General features: G+C 60.8%; 15 protein-coding genes. 7 read left to right on the forward strand and 8 right to left on the reverse strand.

Annotation, left to right across the window (positions count from 1 at the left end):
• The 3 genes from GVL52_RS15465 (at position 1) to GVL52_RS15475 (ending at position 3,888) form a co-directional block, all read left to right on the forward strand.
• On the forward strand, positions 1-1,518 hold the full coding sequence (locus GVL52_RS15465; RefSeq protein WP_160008624.1) for an FGGY-family carbohydrate kinase: 1,518 nt from the start codon (positions 1-3) through the stop codon (positions 1,516-1,518).
• A gap of 71 nt (positions 1,519-1,589) precedes the next feature.
• Positions 1,590-3,302, forward strand: coding sequence for a glycerol-3-phosphate dehydrogenase/oxidase (locus GVL52_RS15470; protein WP_160008626.1), 1,713 nt, complete (start codon positions 1,590-1,592; stop codon positions 3,300-3,302).
• A 415-nt stretch (positions 3,303-3,717) separates the two neighbouring features.
• The gene (locus GVL52_RS15475) at positions 3,718-3,888 is read left to right on the forward strand and encodes a hypothetical protein (RefSeq protein WP_160008628.1); all 171 of its coding nucleotides are present in this window, start codon (positions 3,718-3,720) and stop codon (positions 3,886-3,888) included.
• A 125-nt stretch (positions 3,889-4,013) separates the two neighbouring features.
• Here the strand turns inward: GVL52_RS15475 and GVL52_RS15480 are convergent, their stop codons facing one another.
• The gene (locus GVL52_RS15480; protein ID WP_160008630.1) at positions 4,014-4,628 is read right to left on the reverse strand and encodes an NIPSNAP family protein; all 615 of its coding nucleotides are present in this window, start codon (positions 4,626-4,628) and stop codon (positions 4,014-4,016) included.
• Positions 4,629-4,781: 153 nt separating this feature from the next.
• On the opposite strand from GVL52_RS15480, the gene GVL52_RS15485 reads away from it, so the two are divergent.
• Entirely contained in the window at positions 4,782-6,158 is a 1,377-nt protein-coding gene (locus GVL52_RS15485) for a dihydroorotase family protein (protein WP_160008632.1), read from the forward strand.
• 6 nt (positions 6,159-6,164) lie between these two features.
• Here GVL52_RS15485 and GVL52_RS15490 read toward each other — a convergent pair whose 3' ends face one another.
• A complete protein-coding gene (locus GVL52_RS15490; protein ID WP_244619186.1) occupies positions 6,165-6,860 on the reverse strand; it encodes a GntR family transcriptional regulator in 696 nt (231 codons plus the stop codon).
• A 215-nt stretch (positions 6,861-7,075) separates the two neighbouring features.
• Between GVL52_RS15490 and GVL52_RS15495 the strand changes: the two genes are divergently transcribed.
• The 3 genes from GVL52_RS15495 to GVL52_RS15505 are packed head-to-tail and all read left to right on the forward strand — an operon-like array spanning position 7,076 to position 10,540.
• Positions 7,076-8,149, forward strand: a complete 1,074-nt coding sequence (locus GVL52_RS15495; RefSeq protein WP_160008634.1) for a nitrilase-related carbon-nitrogen hydrolase — start codon at positions 7,076-7,078, stop codon at positions 8,147-8,149.
• A gap of 10 nt (positions 8,150-8,159) precedes the next feature.
• Positions 8,160-9,491: a Rieske 2Fe-2S domain-containing protein gene (locus GVL52_RS15500; RefSeq protein ID WP_160008636.1), complete on the forward strand. Its 1,332-nt coding sequence runs from the start codon at positions 8,160-8,162 to the stop codon at positions 9,489-9,491.
• Entirely contained in the window at positions 9,488-10,540 is a 1,053-nt protein-coding gene (locus tag GVL52_RS15505; RefSeq protein ID WP_200847831.1) for a PDR/VanB family oxidoreductase, read from the forward strand. Before GVL52_RS15500 ends, GVL52_RS15505 begins: the two co-directional genes overlap by 4 nt.
• Before the next feature lie 39 nt (positions 10,541-10,579).
• Here the strand turns inward: GVL52_RS15505 and GVL52_RS15510 are convergent, their stop codons facing one another.
• The 6 genes from GVL52_RS15510 to GVL52_RS15535 form a co-directional block, all read right to left on the reverse strand.
• Entirely contained in the window at positions 10,580-11,029 is a 450-nt protein-coding gene (locus tag GVL52_RS15510) for a RidA family protein (RefSeq protein ID WP_244619187.1), read from the reverse strand.
• Between the two features lie 209 nt (positions 11,030-11,238).
• Positions 11,239-12,063 carry an ABC transporter permease gene (locus tag GVL52_RS15515; RefSeq protein ID WP_160008640.1) on the reverse strand — a complete coding sequence of 275 codons (825 nt, stop codon included), beginning with the start codon at positions 12,061-12,063 and terminating at the stop codon, positions 11,239-11,241.
• Between the two features lie 3 nt (positions 12,064-12,066).
• The gene (locus GVL52_RS15520; protein WP_200847832.1) at positions 12,067-12,876 is read right to left on the reverse strand and encodes an ABC transporter ATP-binding protein; all 810 of its coding nucleotides are present in this window, start codon (positions 12,874-12,876) and stop codon (positions 12,067-12,069) included.
• Positions 12,877-13,144: 268 nt separating this feature from the next.
• Positions 13,145-14,146, reverse strand: a complete 1,002-nt coding sequence (locus GVL52_RS15525; RefSeq protein ID WP_160008642.1) for an ABC transporter substrate-binding protein — start codon at positions 14,144-14,146, stop codon at positions 13,145-13,147.
• A gap of 451 nt (positions 14,147-14,597) precedes the next feature.
• Positions 14,598-16,337: a peptidase M14 gene (locus tag GVL52_RS15530; protein WP_160008644.1), complete on the reverse strand. Its 1,740-nt coding sequence runs from the start codon at positions 16,335-16,337 to the stop codon at positions 14,598-14,600.
• A complete protein-coding gene (locus GVL52_RS15535) occupies positions 16,334-17,179 on the reverse strand; it encodes an ABC transporter permease (protein ID WP_160008646.1) in 846 nt (281 codons plus the stop codon). Before GVL52_RS15535 ends, GVL52_RS15530 begins: the two co-directional genes overlap by 4 nt.

Consider the following 17,179-nt stretch of genomic DNA (forward strand, 5'->3'; position numbering starts at 1 on the left):
ATGCCAAGCCTGCTTGGAATAGACAGCGGCCTCACCGTCACCAAGGCCGTGATCTTCGATGTCGATGGTACCCCGATCGCCGTCGCTCGTCGCCGCGTCACCCAGTTCATGCCGCATGCGCGCCATGTCGAGCGCGACATGAACGAGTTGTGGAGCGCCACCGCCGATGCCATACGCGAAGCGATCGAGCTCAGTGGGCGACCGGCGAGCGATATAGCGGCAATCGCCGCCACTGCCCATGGCGACGGCATCTATCTGACCGACAAGGCCAACGCGCCGCTCGGCCGCGCGCTGCTGTCGCTCGACAGCCGCTCCGTCGATATCGTCGAGCAATGGCTTACCAGCCCGCTGGCTGACGCTGCCCTAGCCCTGACCGGCCAGGTGCCGCATGTCTCCGCTCCCTCGGCTCTACTTGCCTGGATCAAGCGGCACGAGCCTCAACGCTATGCCGAGATCGGCCACATCCTCTCCTGCAAGGACTGGCTGCGCTTCTGCCTGAGCGGCGTGATCGGCACGGACCGCACCGAAGCCAGCACTTCCTTCACAAATGTCACAACGCAGGACTACGATCCCAAGGCTCTGACCTTGTTCGGACTGGAGGAGATGGCGACCGCCCTGCCACCTATCTCGCGGTCCGACGAGGTGATCGGCCATATCACCGCCGAAACGGCGCAACGCACTGGCCTTGCCGAAGGGACGCCTGTCGTCGCCGGCCTGCACGATGTCACGGCATCGGCGTTAGGCTCCGGCGGCTATGCCGACAACGTCGTGGCGGTCATCGCTGGCACCTATTCGATCAACGAAACGCTGTCGCCGCATCCGCGCATGGACAATCGCTGGTTCTGCCGCAATGCCATCGAGCCCGGCCAATGGAACAACATGTCGATCTCACCGGCATCGACAGCCAATTACGACTGGTTCCTCGACACGTTCTGCGCCAGCGAGCGCCAAGGCGTCGAAGCATCAGGCGGCTCCGTTCACGCCCTGCTGGCGCCCGAAATCGAGGCCGCATTCGAGCGACCACTGACGGCGCTGTTCCATCCCTATCTGTTCGGTTCGCCCTATGGGGCGGCGGCCAGCGCCGGCTTTTTCGGCCTCGGCGGCTGGCACAACCGCGGCGACATGCTGCGTGCCGTGCTCGAAGGCATCGCCTTCAACCACCGCATTCACGTCGATGCATTGCGCGACGGTTTCACGTTCACAGAGGCACGGCTGGCCGGCGGCATCTCGCGCAACAAGCGCGTGGTGCAGATGTTCGCCGACGTACTCGGGATGCCGGCGACGGTGACCGAGACGGATGAGGCTGCTGCGTGGGGAGCGGCACTCTGCGCGGGCGCAGGGGTCGGTCTCTATGCAAGCCCGCGCCATGATCCGCGCGACACATCAGCGATTGCGTATCGATGCTATCCCGATCCCGCGCGAAGCGCTGCGTACCAAAAGCGCTATGACCTCTTCCGTGAGATCGCCGATGCCATGGCTCCGATCTGGCCGAAGATCGGCAAGCTGACCGCTGCCTAGACAGTCGATTGAAGCATGACCCGCGGACATTTGTCGCGTGTCGAAAATGACATTCAGCAGGACCATTTCAGATGACCGATATTTCCGCCGACAACGAACGCCGCTTCCAGGGCCTTGGCGATAGCAAGGAGATCGACGTCGTCATCCTCGGCGCGGGCGTCAACGGCGCTGGCGTGTTTCGCGATCTCTGCTTGCAGGGTGTGGATTGCCTGATCATCGACAAGGCGGATTTCGGCTCGGGCACCAGCGCGGCGCCATCGCGGCTGATCCACGGCGGGCTGAAATATCTGGAGACCGGCGAGTTCGGCCTGGTGGCGCAATCGACCCTGGAGCGCAACCTTCTGCTGCGCAACGCGCCGCATTGCGTCGAGCCGCTGCCGACCTTCATCCCCGTATTCTCCTGGACACGCGGCATCTGGGCGGCACTGCGAACACTGACCGGCTCGACCACCGCGCCGCGCAGCCGCGGAGCGGTGCTGGTGAAGATCGGGCTGCGGATCTATGATTTCTTCGGTGCCCGCAACCGCGTCATGCCGGACCACCGCTTCCTGCTCCGAAAGCGCGCGCTGAAGGAAATGCCGCACGTCACGCCCGATATCGTCGCCGGCGGCATCTACTACGACGCCAAGATCAGCCGGCCGGAGCGTCTCGTCTACGAACTTGTGACCGATGGGCTGGAAGCGAACAGGAACGCTCTGGCCACGAATTTTACTGCTCTTCTCTCATCCACCAACGGCATCCTCACCTTCCAGCGCGCCGATGGCACAACGTTTTCCGTCCGCCCAAAGCTGGTCATCAATGCAGCCGGCCCCTGGATCGATACCGCGAACGCATCGCTTGGCACATCGTCGAAGCTGATCGGCGGGACCAAGGGTTCACACGTTCTGCTCGACCATCCCGAACTGGTGAAGAGCCTCAACGGCCACATGATCTATTTCGAAGCCGATGATGGCCGGATCTGCCTTGTCTACGATTATCTCGGCCTCGCCATGGTCGGCTCCACCGATATCCCGGCCAGCGACCCGGACAGCGTGCGCTGCGAAGAACCGGAGATCGAATATTTCCTCGAGAGCGTGCGCGCGCTTCTGCCGTCGCTGAACTTCTCTCGCGATCAGGTGGTCTACACCTATAGCGGCATCCGCCCGCTGCCCGCATCCGACGCATCATCACCGGGCCTGATCAGCCGCGATCACTCCGCGCCGGTTAACGAAGCCACCGCCGATCGGCCGTTCCCGGTTGTCTCTCTGGTCGGCGGCAAGTGGACAACGTTCCGCGGCTTCTCGGAGGAGGTGGCGGACATCGTGCTCAAACGCGTCGGCCGCCAGCGTCTCCAGTCAACGCAGCAACTCGGCATCGGCGGAGGCCGGAATTTTCCGTCAGATCCGGCGCAGCGCCGCACCTGGGTGGACACTGTGGCGCAGAAGAGCGGCGTCGATGCGCTACGCGTCGAAGCCCTTCTGTCGCGATACGGCACCACGGCATCGGCCATTCTCGACTATGCGGCTGCCTCCGCACATCAAGACAGTGAGCGCCTTACAGGTGCAGCGCACTACAGCCTGCTTGAGATCGACTGGATCGCGCGACAGGAATTCGTCGTACATCTGTCCGACGTCGTTCTCCGTCGCACGACGATCGCGATCGAAGCCGCATTGACGATGCAAGGTCTGCGAGAAATGGCCGCAACTGCCGCGCAGGCACTTGGATGGGACAAGGCGCGCACCGAGACCGAAATCGGTGATGTCGTCACGACCCTTTCCAGCTTCCACGGTCAAACGCTGTCATAGCGGCGGCAGGTGCTGGTGAAATCGACATGCGCAAAGCACACGCCGAAGGATATGTCCGTGCCCCGTTTCGGCACAGGATGCCATTGCTGCCGACGTATCGGGAATGCCCTTTTTCAACCGGCCGAATGCATCGTGGTGCCGGGCAGCAAAGGTGAAGGCATCAGAGGTGGGAGAGTGTCTTCAGGTTGTGACAATTCTCGTCTCCAGTCGCGCTCCGACGCTTTCGTAACAATTATGAAATCATAGAGAGCACAAAGCCTTTGAGTGAGAAACCGGTGATGGTATTTTTGCCCGATCAAGTGTCCGGTGCAACGAAACGAAAATGCGGCTCTTCAAAACGAGAACAAATCAACGCCATCCCGCTTGGCAGCGTGACCACACGGGGCAAGCTTACGCCAATCATGGCCGTTTCAGATTGACAGTCAAACGCGCCGACGAACGCTGGTTCTATTGCGTTTCCGACATGAACGGTGAACTTCCATCCATCGACAGCAGCCCGTTCCTGACGGAACAGGAGACCATCCATGCCGCCCAGGCGGAGCTTGACGAAAGAGCGAGCGAACTGCCCCTGCGTCCTGACTACTGACGCGCTCCTGTCCAAACTCAGCGAACCGCCTGATTCACCGACTGGTCGGAGAAGCGGAAAACCTGCCGGTCAAGGCGGCAGGCTCGCAGATTTCCGGCGGCGCATATGGTGGGCGTCCGCAGGCGCTATTTCAAGCCGGAGAAAGCTGTTGCGACAAACAGCTCTGACTGCAGCGATGTCAGCTTTGCCGAACCACCGGGTGGTGGCCAGATGCCTTCCTTGCTTGCCTGTCCCCTCGCCTTCACGCGATCCTCGATCGTCTTGTAGGGCCAGATGTGGACCATTTTTTGCGGACCACCTTCGACAGATCCCATGATCGTCAACAGCATAGACATCTCGTTGCGCCGCGGAATGACTTTGCTCCATGCCTCTTCGGTTTCCGGCAGGCCACCGGGCGCAATCGTGTAGGTCCTGATCTCGTAGAACGGCCCGTATTCGCCGGGAACGATAGGCTGCGCGAAGGACAGCGGCTTGAATGCCGTGCTGGTCACACCGCCGAGATAGGCGCCGATACCATAGGGGTTCTCGGTCTGCATCAATCTTGCACGCTCTTCGGCAAGCTTGCCGGCATCGTCGTACTGCGTCAGAAAAGCGAACCTGTTGAGAACGCCGAACTCGCAGGAAAAACAGCCGAGTGGCGTGCCCGTCTTCGAGAAATTCTCATAGGTTTTCGGCAGTAGCGGGATCACCGCGCCGAGGGTGTTGGGGAGCAGCGAAAGGATCGTGAGGTCGTACAGCATCTTTCATCCTGATCTATCGTTTTCAAGCTTTGCAAATCCGCGTACACTTGGTACACCAAATGCATGCCACGTACATCAGAAAAATTCGGAATGTGTCGCGGCGATAGAATCTACCGGTAAAACGACCGGTGTGCGAGCAGGCGGAGCTTTAAGATGACCTACGACAGTGTGATTTGCGGCCGGTTGGTCACGCCTAACGGCATCGTGGAAAACGGCTGGATTGCCATCACCAACGAAACGATTGCCGCGATCGGCAGCGGCGAACGCCCGCAGGCAGACGTCGTCGCCGACTATGGTGACGCCTATGTGCTGCCGGGTATCATCGACGGACAGACACATGCCGGAAGCCAGATCGGCTTTCCCGGCCTGAGACCGACAACGCGCATGGCCGTGATGGGCGGCGTAACGACGATCGTCGATATGCCTTATGACGAACCGCTGCCGATCACCACCGCCAATCTGCTGATCGAAAAGATCGCAGCAATCCACCGATATGCCGTCTGTGACGTAGCACTCTATGGAACCGTGCCTGTTTCCCCTGACCAGAAGGACGTCAGCGGCTTGATCGCCGGCGGCGTCTGCGCCTTCAAGATCTCATCCTTCGAAGCCCACCCCTTGCGCTTTCCCCGGATTTCCAATGATGCGACGCTGGCCCTGCTCGAGATCCTGTCGAGTTCGGATCTGCCGCTCGGCCTGCATAACGAAGACCAGGAGATCGTTCGAAACACCACAGCCAGATTGCGCGCCGAGGGCAAGCTTTCCGCCGAATTTCACAGCCCGAGCCGGCCGGAGGTCGCGGAGTTGACCGCGACTGCCAACTTCCTCGAACTTGGCGCCGCAACAGGCACGCATGTGCATATCGTCCACATCTCGACGCCATCAGGCTTTCGGCTGGTCGAAGACTATCGACAGCGCGGTGTCGCCGCGACCGGCGAGATGTGCGTGCACTATCTACATTTCGATGCCGCAACAGACATGCCGCGTCTGGGCGGAAAACTGAAGGTCAATCCGCCCATTCGCGAAGGCCGGCGCGAGGCGCTCTGGAAAGTCATTGAAGACGATCAATGCGCCTTCATTTCCTCAGACCATAGCGCATGGCCGATCGAGCGAAAGGTCGGGCCGACGATCTACGACGATGCAGCCGGCATGCCTGGCCTCGACACGCTGCTCCCCGTGTTCTTCACGGACGCCGCAGCCCGCTATGGCGCCGACCATGCGGCATCGATGGCTGCCGATCTCATGAGCGCCAGGGTTGCCCGGTTCTTCGGTCTCAGCCAGAAGGGTGCATTGGCGCCGGGCATGGACGCCGATATCGCCGTTCTTGCGCCGGGACCCGTGCAGTATCAGTCTGCCGACGTTGCCGATGGCCCCGGCTGGAGCGCCTACGATGGCGAGACATTCGCGGCACGCCCGGTTGCCACCTACGTGCGCGGCCAGTTGGCGTGGGATGGCAAGGAGATCACGGCACCTGAGGGCCACGGCCGTTTCGTGGCAAGGGCTACGCGACAGGCCGGGACGAAGACGGCCTAGCTGCCTTCAGCGAATGGCGCCGGACAGGCGCTCGATGATCGCCGTCTTCACGGTCTCGATATGATGCACCATCGCCTCGCGAGCCCGCTCCTGGTCACCGCTGGCGATGGCATCGAGAAGCAGAGTGTTTTCCTGAACCCCGAAGCTCGGCGTGATGTTCTGCCGATAGCTGTTGTAGACATGCGTTCGGCGCCTGAGATCGCGAATGAGCGACGCCATCAGCGTGTTTCCGGCGGCGTCGGCGATCTCCCCATGCAGGAAGTCATCGACGTCCCAGATCTCGCTCAGCGTTGGCGACGGCTTTGCCGCAAGTCCGTTCAGCGCCTGGCGGATGCGCTCGACCTTTTCCGGCGGCAATCGGCCTGCGGCAAGCCGGGCAGCATCCGCTTCCAGCAGAATGCGGACATTCAGCACCTCGACGAATGCCTCCGTCGAGAACGGACTAACGGTCACGCCGCGGTTCGGTTGCTTGTAGATGAGGCCTTCGGATTCCAGCCGGGCAAGCGCCTCGCGAACCGGTGTGCGAGAGGCGTTCAACCGTTCGGCCATCCGGCGCTCGGTAATCACGTCGCCGGGGCGAAGCTCGCCGCGGATCAGAAGGTCGATCAGTTGCTCGTAGACCTGGCTTGTCAGGTTCGGCTTGTCCTGCGCGTCGCGTTCGACCGCGCCATCGCGTGGCATGGCGCCAGAAATTTCAACCAAAGTATGTCCCCCGAATTCGTCAATCTCTTCCTTATACGCGGCGGCATACACTTGGAAGACCTGTTTTGCGTTGGGCTTTGCGGGGTTCCGTCTTTCAACAGCCAGCTACACGCTTTTGTCGAGAAATCGCATCGAAGCCTCTTGCTTTTGGTCGCAAGACTAGACAAACTCAATGGTATACCACTGGCGTGCAATTACGGATGATGGAGTAAGCAATGGCAATCGCCCCTTGGCGTGCGACCTGTATACAGATGCTGAGCGAGCGAGCGACGCAGGCAGTTGACGAGACCGAGGCAAGAGCGGTTCTCGACCGCAACGTGCAACGGCTGCTCGCACATATTCGCGCGGCCTGTAACAGCCCCGAAAAGCCCGACCTCGTGGTCTTTCCCGAATTTGCCATGCAGGGACCTCCGCTTGGCATGGCGGTGCCCGATTGGATCAAGCGTGCCTGTTCCAGCATTCCCGGCCCGCTGACCGAGCCTCTGCAGAAACTCGCGGCGGAGCTTGGCATCTTCATCGCCGGCAACCTGTTCGAGGCGCCGCCGGAATGGCCGGGGCGTTATTTCAACAGCTCCTTCCTGATCGACAGGAAGGGCGAGATCATTTTGAACTACCGGCGGGTAAATACGGCAGCCTTCCCCTCTGTGCACGACTTCATGAGCGACTATCTTGAGGTGACACCGCCCGATCAAGTGTTCCCGGTGGTCGACACGGAGCTGGGGCGGCTGGCGCTGATCCCATGCGGTGAGATCAACGTGCCCGAGGTGGCGCGCGTGATGATGATGCAGGGCGCCGAGGTGATCCTGCACCCCACGAACTCCAAGCGCACCGATGCTCAGGAAGCCGCCAAGCTCACCCGCGTTGCCGAAAACATGGTCTATCTCGTCAGCGCCAATGTCGCCGGCCCGATCGGCTTTTCACCCGATAACTCGATCCTCGGCGGCCGCTCGCAGATCATCGACCACCACGGCAACACGCTTGCCTATCAAGATGATCCTGCCGAGAGCACTGCCGTCTCTGCCATGATCGACGTCGAAACGCTCAGGCGCGACCGGCGCACCGACACCGGCCTCAGCAATCCGCTGCTGCGGGCGCGCTACGAGATGTACCTGCCCTATTACAGCACCGCCCGCTTCTATCCGCCAGACCATTTCCTCAGCGCCCCGATGACCGATACCGCCGAGACGAAAACGGCGATCGCCATTGCACGGACCAACATGGAACAGGCCGGCATTCTCGAACCACTTCCGCCCGGCGCCGCTGAGCCCGTGGCCGCTTCAGCCCATTAGGAGACCAAAGATGATCACCGCAGAAGAAAACCAGGAACTCAGCCGCGTTGGCAAAGGCACACTGATGGGCAACTTCTTCCGGCAGTTCTGGCTGCCTGTCTGCCTGTCGTCCGAACTCAAGGCGGATGGCGATCCTGTTCGCCTGATGATTCTCGGCGAAAAGCTCGTCGCCTTCCGCGACACCGAAGGCCGCGTCGGCGTGTTCGATCATCGCTGTCCGCATCGCTGTGCCTCGCTGTTCTTCGGCCGTAACGAGCTCGGCGGCATCCGCTGCGCCTATCATGGCTGGAAGTTCGACGTCACCGGCAAGTGCCTCGACCAGCCGAACCTCGAAGACAAGTCGAAGTATCCGGCCGGGACCCCGGCCATCGCCTACCGCGTTAAGGAATCTGGCGGCATGGTCTTTGCCTATATGGGCGAGCGCCAGGAAAACCCACCCGAACTGCCACATCTGGAAGCGATCCTCGCCGAAGGCGACGATCGCAACATTGCGCTCACCCATCGCGACTGCAACTACATGCAGGCGCTTGAAGGCGACATCGACACCTCGCACCTCGGCTTCCTGCATGTCGGCGGCATCGATGGCGAGAAGCTGGACCTCAGCGATCCTGAAGTCTTCACCGTCACTGAAAAGGCACCGAAGATCAACGTTTCCGTCATGCCGTTCGGCACGATGTACTCGGCCCAGCGCAATGCCTATGAGGGCACGGAGCATCACCGCTACGCCAGCTATGTCTTTCCGTTCTGGGTCACCTATCCGAGCGGCGAGCTGGAAGGCAATGTCACGGCCAACGCCTGGGTGCCGATCGACGACCACTCGACGATGATCTTCAACATCGACCTGCGCCGCGCCAGCGGTGGCGGCAAGAAGGGCTTGAAATACAAGGACGGAACGCCTGTCGGCGGCCTTGCCCGCCCGCTCGAATACCTGCCGACCACCACCGACTGGAAAGGTCGCTGGCGCCCGGTCAAGGATCGCACCAACGACTACGGCATCGACCGCGAATGGCAGCGCAATGGTGACAGCTACACGGGTGTCGTCGGCGTGCCATTGCAGGACCAGATGATCCAGGAATCGATGGGCTATATCGTCGATCGCGAGATGGAGCACCTTGCCGCTTCAGACCGCATGGTGATCCTGACACGTCGGATCATGCTCGATGCGGCCAAGGAGTTTGCCGCCACCGGCAAGCTGCCCGATGTCGTGGACCAGCCAGAACTGGCCAAGGATGCCCGCGGCGGCGACCTCGTCGTGCCATACGGCACCGACTGGCTCGAAGGTTACGAGGAGCGGATGGCTGAAATCAAGGGCCACAAGCCCAAGCTCAGCGCGGCCGAATGAGCGAGGGCTTCAATATGGGGTTCGACGCAGCCGCGCCGGATCCGGAGACGTGGGATACGGCGGCGCCTGCCGCCGCGTCTCATGCGCTGCCGGCGGATGGACAGTCGTTGTCATTGCGGGTCTCGGCCATTACCATGGTGGCTGAGACCATTCGCGCGATCGAGCTGGTCTCGCGGGACGGAGCGCCATTGCCTGGCTTTACCGCAGGCGCGCATATCAATCTCAAGCTGCCCGGTGGCCTCAGCCGCTCCTATTCCTTGACCAACGGCCCTGAAACGACGGACCGCTATACGATCGCGGTCAACCGTGACGTCGCCAGCCGCGGCGGCTCGGCCTATATCGCCGAGAAGCTGAAGCCGGGCGATGTGCTGACTGTCGATCCGCCACACAATACGTTTCCGATGGTCGCAGGGGCAGAGCTCAGCGCCTTCTTTGCCGGTGGCATCGGCATCACGCCTGTTCTGGCAATGATCCGCCATCTGGAGCGTCTGGGCCAGCCGTGGAAACTGTTCTATGCGGCGCGCAATCGCGCCAGTGCCGCCTTCGTCGCCGAGCTCGAAGCGCTTGAGGTACAGATACCCGGCCGTGTTCATTTCCATTTCGACGATGAAGCCGGCAAGGTGATGCCGCTGCTGAAGCTCGCTGCGGGCATACCGAAGGCAGCGCACGTCTATTGCTGCGGACCGGGCAAGATGATCGAAATTTTCAAAGCTTCCGCCGGCTGGCGACCGCAAGACAACGTGCATGTCGAGCACTTCGCCGGCACCAATGCTCGCCCCACCACCGCCTTTACCGTCGTCTTGAAACGTCAGGGCAAGGAATTCCACGTTCCCGCTGGCGAGAGCATCATGCAGGTGCTGATGGACAACGGCATTGCGGTCGCCCATTCCTGCCGCGAGGGCGTCTGCGGCACCTGCGAGACACGCGTGCTCGAAGGCGTGCCGGATCATAAGGACAATGTGCTGTCACCGCGCGAGCGGGAGTCCAACACGCTGATCATGACCTGCTGCTCCGGCGCGAAGACGGACCGGCTGGTGCTGGATATCTAGGAGCTGTGGCGCCTCACTGGCGCCGACACAGCTCCTGCCTCATTGCAAGATCTGGCAGATACATTCGATCGAAACCGGCGCGCCGAACGGCAGCGAACCGGCGCCATAGGCCGCACGCGCATGCTCCCCGCGGCTGTCCAGTGCCTCGACCAGAACTTCTGAACAACCATCGATGACGCGCGGGTGCTGGGTGAACTCCGGCACCGCATTGACCATGCCGGTCAGTTTCACCACCTGCTGGACACGGGCAAGGTCATGCAGCATGTCGTGCAGCACCGATAAAATCGACAGGCCGACATTGCGGGCCATGTCCCGCGCTGCCTCCACCGTCAGATCGACCCCGACGACGCCTGAGATCGGGCCACCCTCAGCATTTCGCGGGCCGAACCCGGACAGAAAGATGAAGCCGTTCGCAATGACGGCGGGACGATAGGCGCCAGCCGCACGTGGCGGATTGGGCAGCACCAATCCGGAAGGGAGAGTGATCACTGGAGATTCACCTGTTGTTGTTGTTGCCGCAATATGCCCAGACATCCGTTCGGTCAGGGTGGGCTGTAGCGGCTTGCGTTTGAACGCTTGGGTGGATGTTCAGCCGAGGAGTTTACTCTGTTCGCCAAGGCCTAGGAAATCTGTCGTTGCGTGCACTGCAGAAGGCGGACGATCGCCCGCCTTCTCTCTAGATGGAAGAGCAAAGGGCCCTATGCTTCGCCGGGAAGATTGCGTGGCGCCCGCCAGGGAAGTGCGACACGCTCGATACGTTCGATCACCGCAAAGAAGATCATGCCGATCGCCGAGATCATGATGATCGCCGCGAACTGACGGGCGATATCGAAGCTCGAGCCGGCCACCAGGATGATGTAGCCCAGCCCCCTGTCGGCACCGATGAATTCGCCGACCATGGCACCAATGACCGAGAGCACGGTTGCCAGCTTCAATCCGGCAAAGATGTTCGGCAACGCCTGCGGCAGCCGAAACTTCCAGAAAGCCTGCCAGGGCGAAGCGCCCATGGATTGGGCCAGATAGATCATTTCCGCCGATGCCGATTTCATGCCGACGACTGAATTGATGACGATCGGGAAGAAGGAAAGCAGCATGACGATGACAACCTTGGGCGTCATGCCATAGCCGAACCAGGCCAGCAGAAGCGGCGCGACAGCGACCTTGGGGATCGACTGCGTGGCGACGATGAGCGGATAGACTGCCCGTTCCGCGAAGCGCGAATAGGTCACCAGCACGGCAAGCGGGACACCGATGACAATGGAGAGGAGGAAGCCACTGAGGACCTCGATCATGGTGTATCCGGAGTTGATCAACAGGCGCGGCCAATAGGAAGCGAATACCTGCGCGATGCGCGTCGGGCTCGGGAGAATGTAGACCGGCACGTTCATCACACGGACGGCGATCTCCCAGAAGATCACGATCACCAGCAGCGTCCACACCGCCGGCGAGACCAGCGATAAGATGCGCGTCGGCGACCAGATGGTGCGCGGGGCGGCGGTTTCAGTGTCTGTAATTGATGCCATGACCTAGACCTCCTCGCGAAATACGCCGAGCCCTTTGAAGATATCGGTGATCTCGTGGGTATAGTGATTGAACTTGGCCTCCTCGCGCATCGCCAGGCGACGTGGGCGCGGAAGATCGATATCGACAATCCGCTCAACCCGGCCCGGACGTGGCGACATCACCACAACGCGATCACTGAGGAAGATGGCTTCCTGGATCGAGTGGGTGATGAAGAAAACCGTCATGTCATTGTCTCGGCAAAGCCTGAGAAGATCGAGCTGCAACTGGTCGCGGGTCATGGCGTCGAGCGCGCCGAACGGCTCGTCCATCAGGAGCAGCGGCGGCTTGTGCAGCAAGGCGCGACAGATCGAAACGCGCTGGCGCATGCCGCCGGAAAGCTCGTTGGGATAGGCGTTCTCGAAATCCTGCAGGGAAACCATCTTCAGCAGTTGCTTGGCACGCTCGCGCGCAGCACCCATATCAGCCTTGCGGATCTCGGCCTGGATCAGGATATTCTCAAGCGCGCTGCGCCATTCCAGAAGAACGTCCTGCTGGAAGACAATGCCGATATCCGAGTTCGGGCCGGCTATGCTCTTCTCGTCGACCTTGATCATGCCGCGTGATGACGGCACCAATCCCGAAAGCAGCATCAGCAACGTGCTCTTGCCGCAGCCGCTTGGCCCCAGGATCGAAATGAACTCGCCGCGGCGGATTGTAAGGTCGATGTCGCTCAGCGCATGAACCTCGCCCTTCCTGGTGCGGAAGGTCTTGGAGACGCCTGATATGGTGACGTGGGGGTTTACGGGTGTTTCGACCGGACGGATCATGTCCATCGCATTCATCCTCATCTTCGGCCGAAAGCCGATTTTCTCAAACTGCTGATGGGCGGGGCCCGATGTTGATCGTTGCAGGCTTAAAGGAGGGGAGCATCGACGACCGGCCCGCGATCCGTATGCTTTCCACAGTCAGTGCTAGAGGCGGGACACAATCCGCCCGCCTCTCAAATGCAAAATGCACGCCATACTCAACGGGCAGGTCAGCGCCAGCCCGACTTTCTCTCATTGCGCCAGGAACCATGATGCGTTGCCTGGCGGAAAAGGCTCACTTGGCTGGCAGGTAGGCGTCGGTGTAAACCGCCTCAGGCTTGACGACACCAACAGGCATGCCGCTGTACTTCTCGAGAAGGCTGATGGTCTGCTTCAAATCATCGGCATCGACTGCGCCGAGCGGCTTGCCTTCGGTCCTTGCGGTATGGCGATACTTTTCCATCACCTCAATCTCTTCGGCGATCGACTTCGGATCTGCATCCGGTCGGTATTTCATGAACAAAGCCAGAGCATCGGCAGGCTTGGCAACGACATCGTCGTGCGCCTTGACGATCGCCTTCAGAAAACCGCGAATTTCCTTCTCATGCGCAGCAAGGTAGTCCTTGCGAACGATGACGCTGCTGCCGAGGATGTTCACGCCATAGTCGGCAAACAGCATTGGCGGCTCGATTTCGGCAAAGCGCTTGATGTGATCGCCATCGGGATTGGCCCATTCGTTGACGAAATCGGCATCGCCCTTCAGCAGCGCCGTCTGGTCGGCATTGGTGATGGTCAACTTGATGGAGTCCATATCGACGCCGTTGGCTTCGGCAAAAGCCTTGATCATGCCATCTGCGAGATTGCCCGCATCCGTGGCAAAGCGTTTGCCGGCGATATCCTGCGGCTTGTTGATGCCCGAACCTTTTAGCGAAATGATCGATGAGGGATCCTTCTGGACGAGACCAGCAACAGCCGTGATCGTGTCGAGGCCCGATGTCGCCGAGGCCTGCGCGAGAGCGCCGAGGCCTGCAATACCGATATTGAAACTTCCGTTGCCGATGGCCTGGATGGTTCCGGTGCTCCCGTTTCCATCAACGATATCAACGTCGAGGCCCTCATCGGCAAAATAGCCCTTGCCGGCTGCCACGAAGATCGGCGCATCGATGCCGCCGGCAATGTAGGCCAGGCGCAAGGTCACCTTCTCCAGGTCCGCCGCCGAACCGGGCGCGCTCATCAGCGTACAGAGTGCCACGAGCCCGATCGCGGGCGTGACAAATTTCTTGAAAATCTGCGTCATCTCAGTTCCCCACTCATTGGCCAGTTCCGTCTGGCATTCAAACGGTATGCCACGGGAATATCTCTGTCAACGCGCTTTGTCGAATTATTGCGCAATGGTAATAGTCGCCTATTTTTCATGCATAGCCGCCAAAATATAGCCACGCATTCGCAGTAAATGCGGCCGCCAAATCACGGCTGCAAACCCACGCTGCGATACGATTTTGATTTCCGAGAGAAATCCCAGGCCGGAAACAGCAATAGGCACGTAAACGCACCGAACGCGCCCGCGCCACCGCTTCGAAGCGCAGGCAATGTCCGAAGGCGGCTTTTCGAGCGCAGATCGCCACCAACCGCAAGTCGGTTGTGCAACCCGCGGCAGAACACTGAGGACAAACGGGAGATCGGCAAGCGCTGCGACGCCCGCTTAACTCCACATAGAAGAATTGGGGTGTCGAGGAAACGACATCAGCCTAACTGACCGGCTCGCCCTCCTGACGGGGTACGTCGATCGTCTGGAGCGCATCGTAGGCTGCCAGCACCGTTTCCATCTGCGCCGTATGGCCATCAATGAAAGACTTCCCGTAGATTGTCTCATCGGGATATTCGGTGATCAGCGTCAGCGGTACGGTATGCCGGTCGTCGGTTGAGATCAGGACGGGAAAGCCGTTGACCACGCCGAAGCCAGTAGCGCCGGCATGCGTTTCGAACAGCCGGATCTGGGCATCGTTGTATTCGATCAGGCCGGGGATGGCGGCGAGCCGCCGGCTGACCTCATCGACCAATCGCTCACCCTGCTTGGCCCAGCCGGCATGGTGGCGCATGATCAGGAAGAAGCCTTTCGGCAGCGTCCACATGGCAAAATTACGTGGCACATAGCCGGACAAGGGCCGTGTCCACTCATGCGAGGGATAGCCATGCAGATTGACATGCAGCCTGGCGCCGCTCAGTCGCTCGGCTTCGACGCGGATCGCCTTTTCCAGCAACCTGTCGCCGGAACGATATTCAAGATCGTCGCCGAGCGCGGTATAGCGGGCGGCGTGATGCATGTGCAGAGGATTGTCGATACAAAGCCGCTTGTGCACCTCGTATCCATCAGGGTTCTCCAGCGGGGACACGGTGAAATGCGCGCCCGGCCTTTTGGCGAGTGTCTGGGCAGCCCGCAGTGCGCCGATGATGCCTGTCGTCTCGTTCGGATGCTGGCCACCACTGATCATGACGGGGCGATCGGTGCCCTTGTGATACCTAGCCTCGATGACGCGGCCGATCCGCGACCGCGCTTCGAACGCTTCGCCCTCGATTTCGGCCAGTTCGTTGCGGACCTGGGCCGCGAAAATCGGCGCTGTGGCTGACGCAAGCACCTGTGGCTCGCCGGTCGCCTCGGCGTTGGAAAGCGGGCGGGTTTCGACACGCACGGTGGCTGCCTCGCCAACCCGGATTTCCGGAATGACCTGCCCCGGCTGCAATCCGCGATCACCGATCGGCCTGCCCGACTTCTTCTGGAAGACCTCGAGCAGCGAGAAGTAGAAATCCTCATGCAGTGCTTCGCGAAGACTGACGACCTCTTCGCCGAAATCGAGCGCACGATCTGCGATCGGCAGTGTGACAGAGATATTCAGCTCGTCGAAATAGGGCTCGCTTGCTCCCCATGGATGCTCGACAATCGCCGTCATCGCAGACGAGAACAACGCCTCGTAGTCCGTTTCCAGCCGCTGTCCGGCTTCACCGTTGATAGCAACCCAGCCGGTCGGCGACAGCAATGTCTCGCCAATGAAATCGGTGTGAACGCGGTTTGGTGCAAAGACCCTGTCTGTCTTGCTCTGCCCGTCTTTCCGGGTCAGCGTCACCTGGTAGAAAAGCGCGCCACCGGCCGCGACTTCAAACGTCGGCGTAATGTCGCCCAGGAGGCCGGCGAGCGGATAGGCTTCAAGCAAAAACCGGTTGTCAGGGCAGGCCCCATGCCAGGGATAGACGACGTGAGCCGCTGACAGCGAGGCGATATCCACCTCCTCCAGGAAGAAGTGCAGCAGCGGCTTGTAGGCGCTGCGAAAGCGCGCCGCGGCCCCTCGCGACCGAAGTATCTCCTCGGCGCTTCGGCGACTGTTTTCGTCATCGAAGGTCCAGGCTTCGACCGACTGGCCGGAGGCATCGGAGAAGCGGGAAACGAGCGTATCGAGCGTCCGCTCAAACCTGTTCTCATGGATCAGCGTCATAGGGATGTCCTGCCGGTGGGATCGAGGCTGTCGCGCAGCCAATCACCCAGGAGATTGAGACCGAGCACGGTGAGGAGGATGGCAAGGCCGGGGAAGACACTCACCCACCACGTCGTCTGCAGATAGGTCCGGCCATCGGCGAGCATGCCGCCCCAGCTCGGGATGGTCGGGTCGATGCCGAGGCCGAGGAATGTCAGGCTGCTTTCGAGCAGGATGTTGGTCGCAACGTTCAGTGTCATCAGCACGATGACTGGACCGGCGAGATTGGGCAACAGGTGCTGGACGATGATGCGCCAGTCCTTGACACCGATGGCGCGTGCCGACTGGATGAACTCCCGCTCCCTCAACGTCAGCACGGAACCACGCACCAGACGCGCATACTGCACCCACTGGGAGACGATCAACAGGATGATGGTATTCGCCAATCCACCGCCGACGATGGCGATGAAGGTGATCGCCAGAAGGATGAACGGCATGGCCAATTGCACATCGGCAAACCGCATGACCACCATGTCCCAAAAGCCGCGGTAATAACCAGCGACCAGTCCCATGACGACGCCGATAAGCACCCCGCCGGCAACCGACACGAAACCGACCAGCAGCGAGATCTTGCCCCCGGCAATGACGCGTGCCAGCACATCGCGGCCAAGCGGATCGGTGCCGAGGATGTGGGCCGGCTTGGTGAAGGGCGCCACCAGTCGCGACATCAGGTCGATCTTCTCGGCGCCACCGGGGAAGATGAAACCGGACAGCAGCACGGCTGTGGCAATGCAGCCGATCAGCAGCGCTCCGAGGATGAATTCAAGTTTCAAAAAATTCGAGGACGCTCCGCGCGCAGCCAT

The organism is Rhizobium sp. 18055 (assembly GCF_902706285.1).
Lineage (GTDB): Bacteria > Pseudomonadota > Alphaproteobacteria > Rhizobiales > Rhizobiaceae > Rhizobium.

Bases quoted from the DNA above. Each gene is read 5' to 3' on its own strand.
- GVL52_RS15465 (WP_160008624.1), top strand. From the start codon at position 1: ATGCCAAGCCTGCTTGGAATAGACAGCGGCCTCACCGTCACCAAGGCC.
- GVL52_RS15470 (WP_160008626.1), top strand. From the start codon at position 1,590: ATGACCGATATTTCCGCCGACAACGAACGCCGCTTCCAGGGCCTTGGC.
- GVL52_RS15480 (WP_160008630.1), bottom strand. From the start codon at position 4,628: ATGCTGTACGACCTCACGATCCTTTCGCTGCTCCCCAACACCCTCGGC.
- GVL52_RS15485 (WP_160008632.1), top strand. From the start codon at position 4,782: ATGACCTACGACAGTGTGATTTGCGGCCGGTTGGTCACGCCTAACGGC.
- GVL52_RS15495 (WP_160008634.1), top strand. From the start codon at position 7,076: ATGGCAATCGCCCCTTGGCGTGCGACCTGTATACAGATGCTGAGCGAG.
- GVL52_RS15500 (WP_160008636.1), top strand. From the start codon at position 8,160: ATGATCACCGCAGAAGAAAACCAGGAACTCAGCCGCGTTGGCAAAGGC.
- GVL52_RS15505 (WP_200847831.1), top strand. From the start codon at position 9,488: ATGAGCGAGGGCTTCAATATGGGGTTCGACGCAGCCGCGCCGGATCCG.
- GVL52_RS15515 (WP_160008640.1), bottom strand. From the start codon at position 12,063: ATGGCATCAATTACAGACACTGAAACCGCCGCCCCGCGCACCATCTGG.
- GVL52_RS15520 (WP_200847832.1), bottom strand. From the start codon at position 12,876: ATGGACATGATCCGTCCGGTCGAAACACCCGTAAACCCCCACGTCACC.
- GVL52_RS15525 (WP_160008642.1), bottom strand. From the start codon at position 14,146: ATGACGCAGATTTTCAAGAAATTTGTCACGCCCGCGATCGGGCTCGTG.
- GVL52_RS15530 (WP_160008644.1), bottom strand. From the start codon at position 16,337: ATGACGCTGATCCATGAGAACAGGTTTGAGCGGACGCTCGATACGCTC.
- GVL52_RS15535 (WP_160008646.1), bottom strand. From the start codon at position 17,179: ATGGCTGCGCGCGGAGCGTCCTCGAATTTTTTGAAACTTGAATTCATC.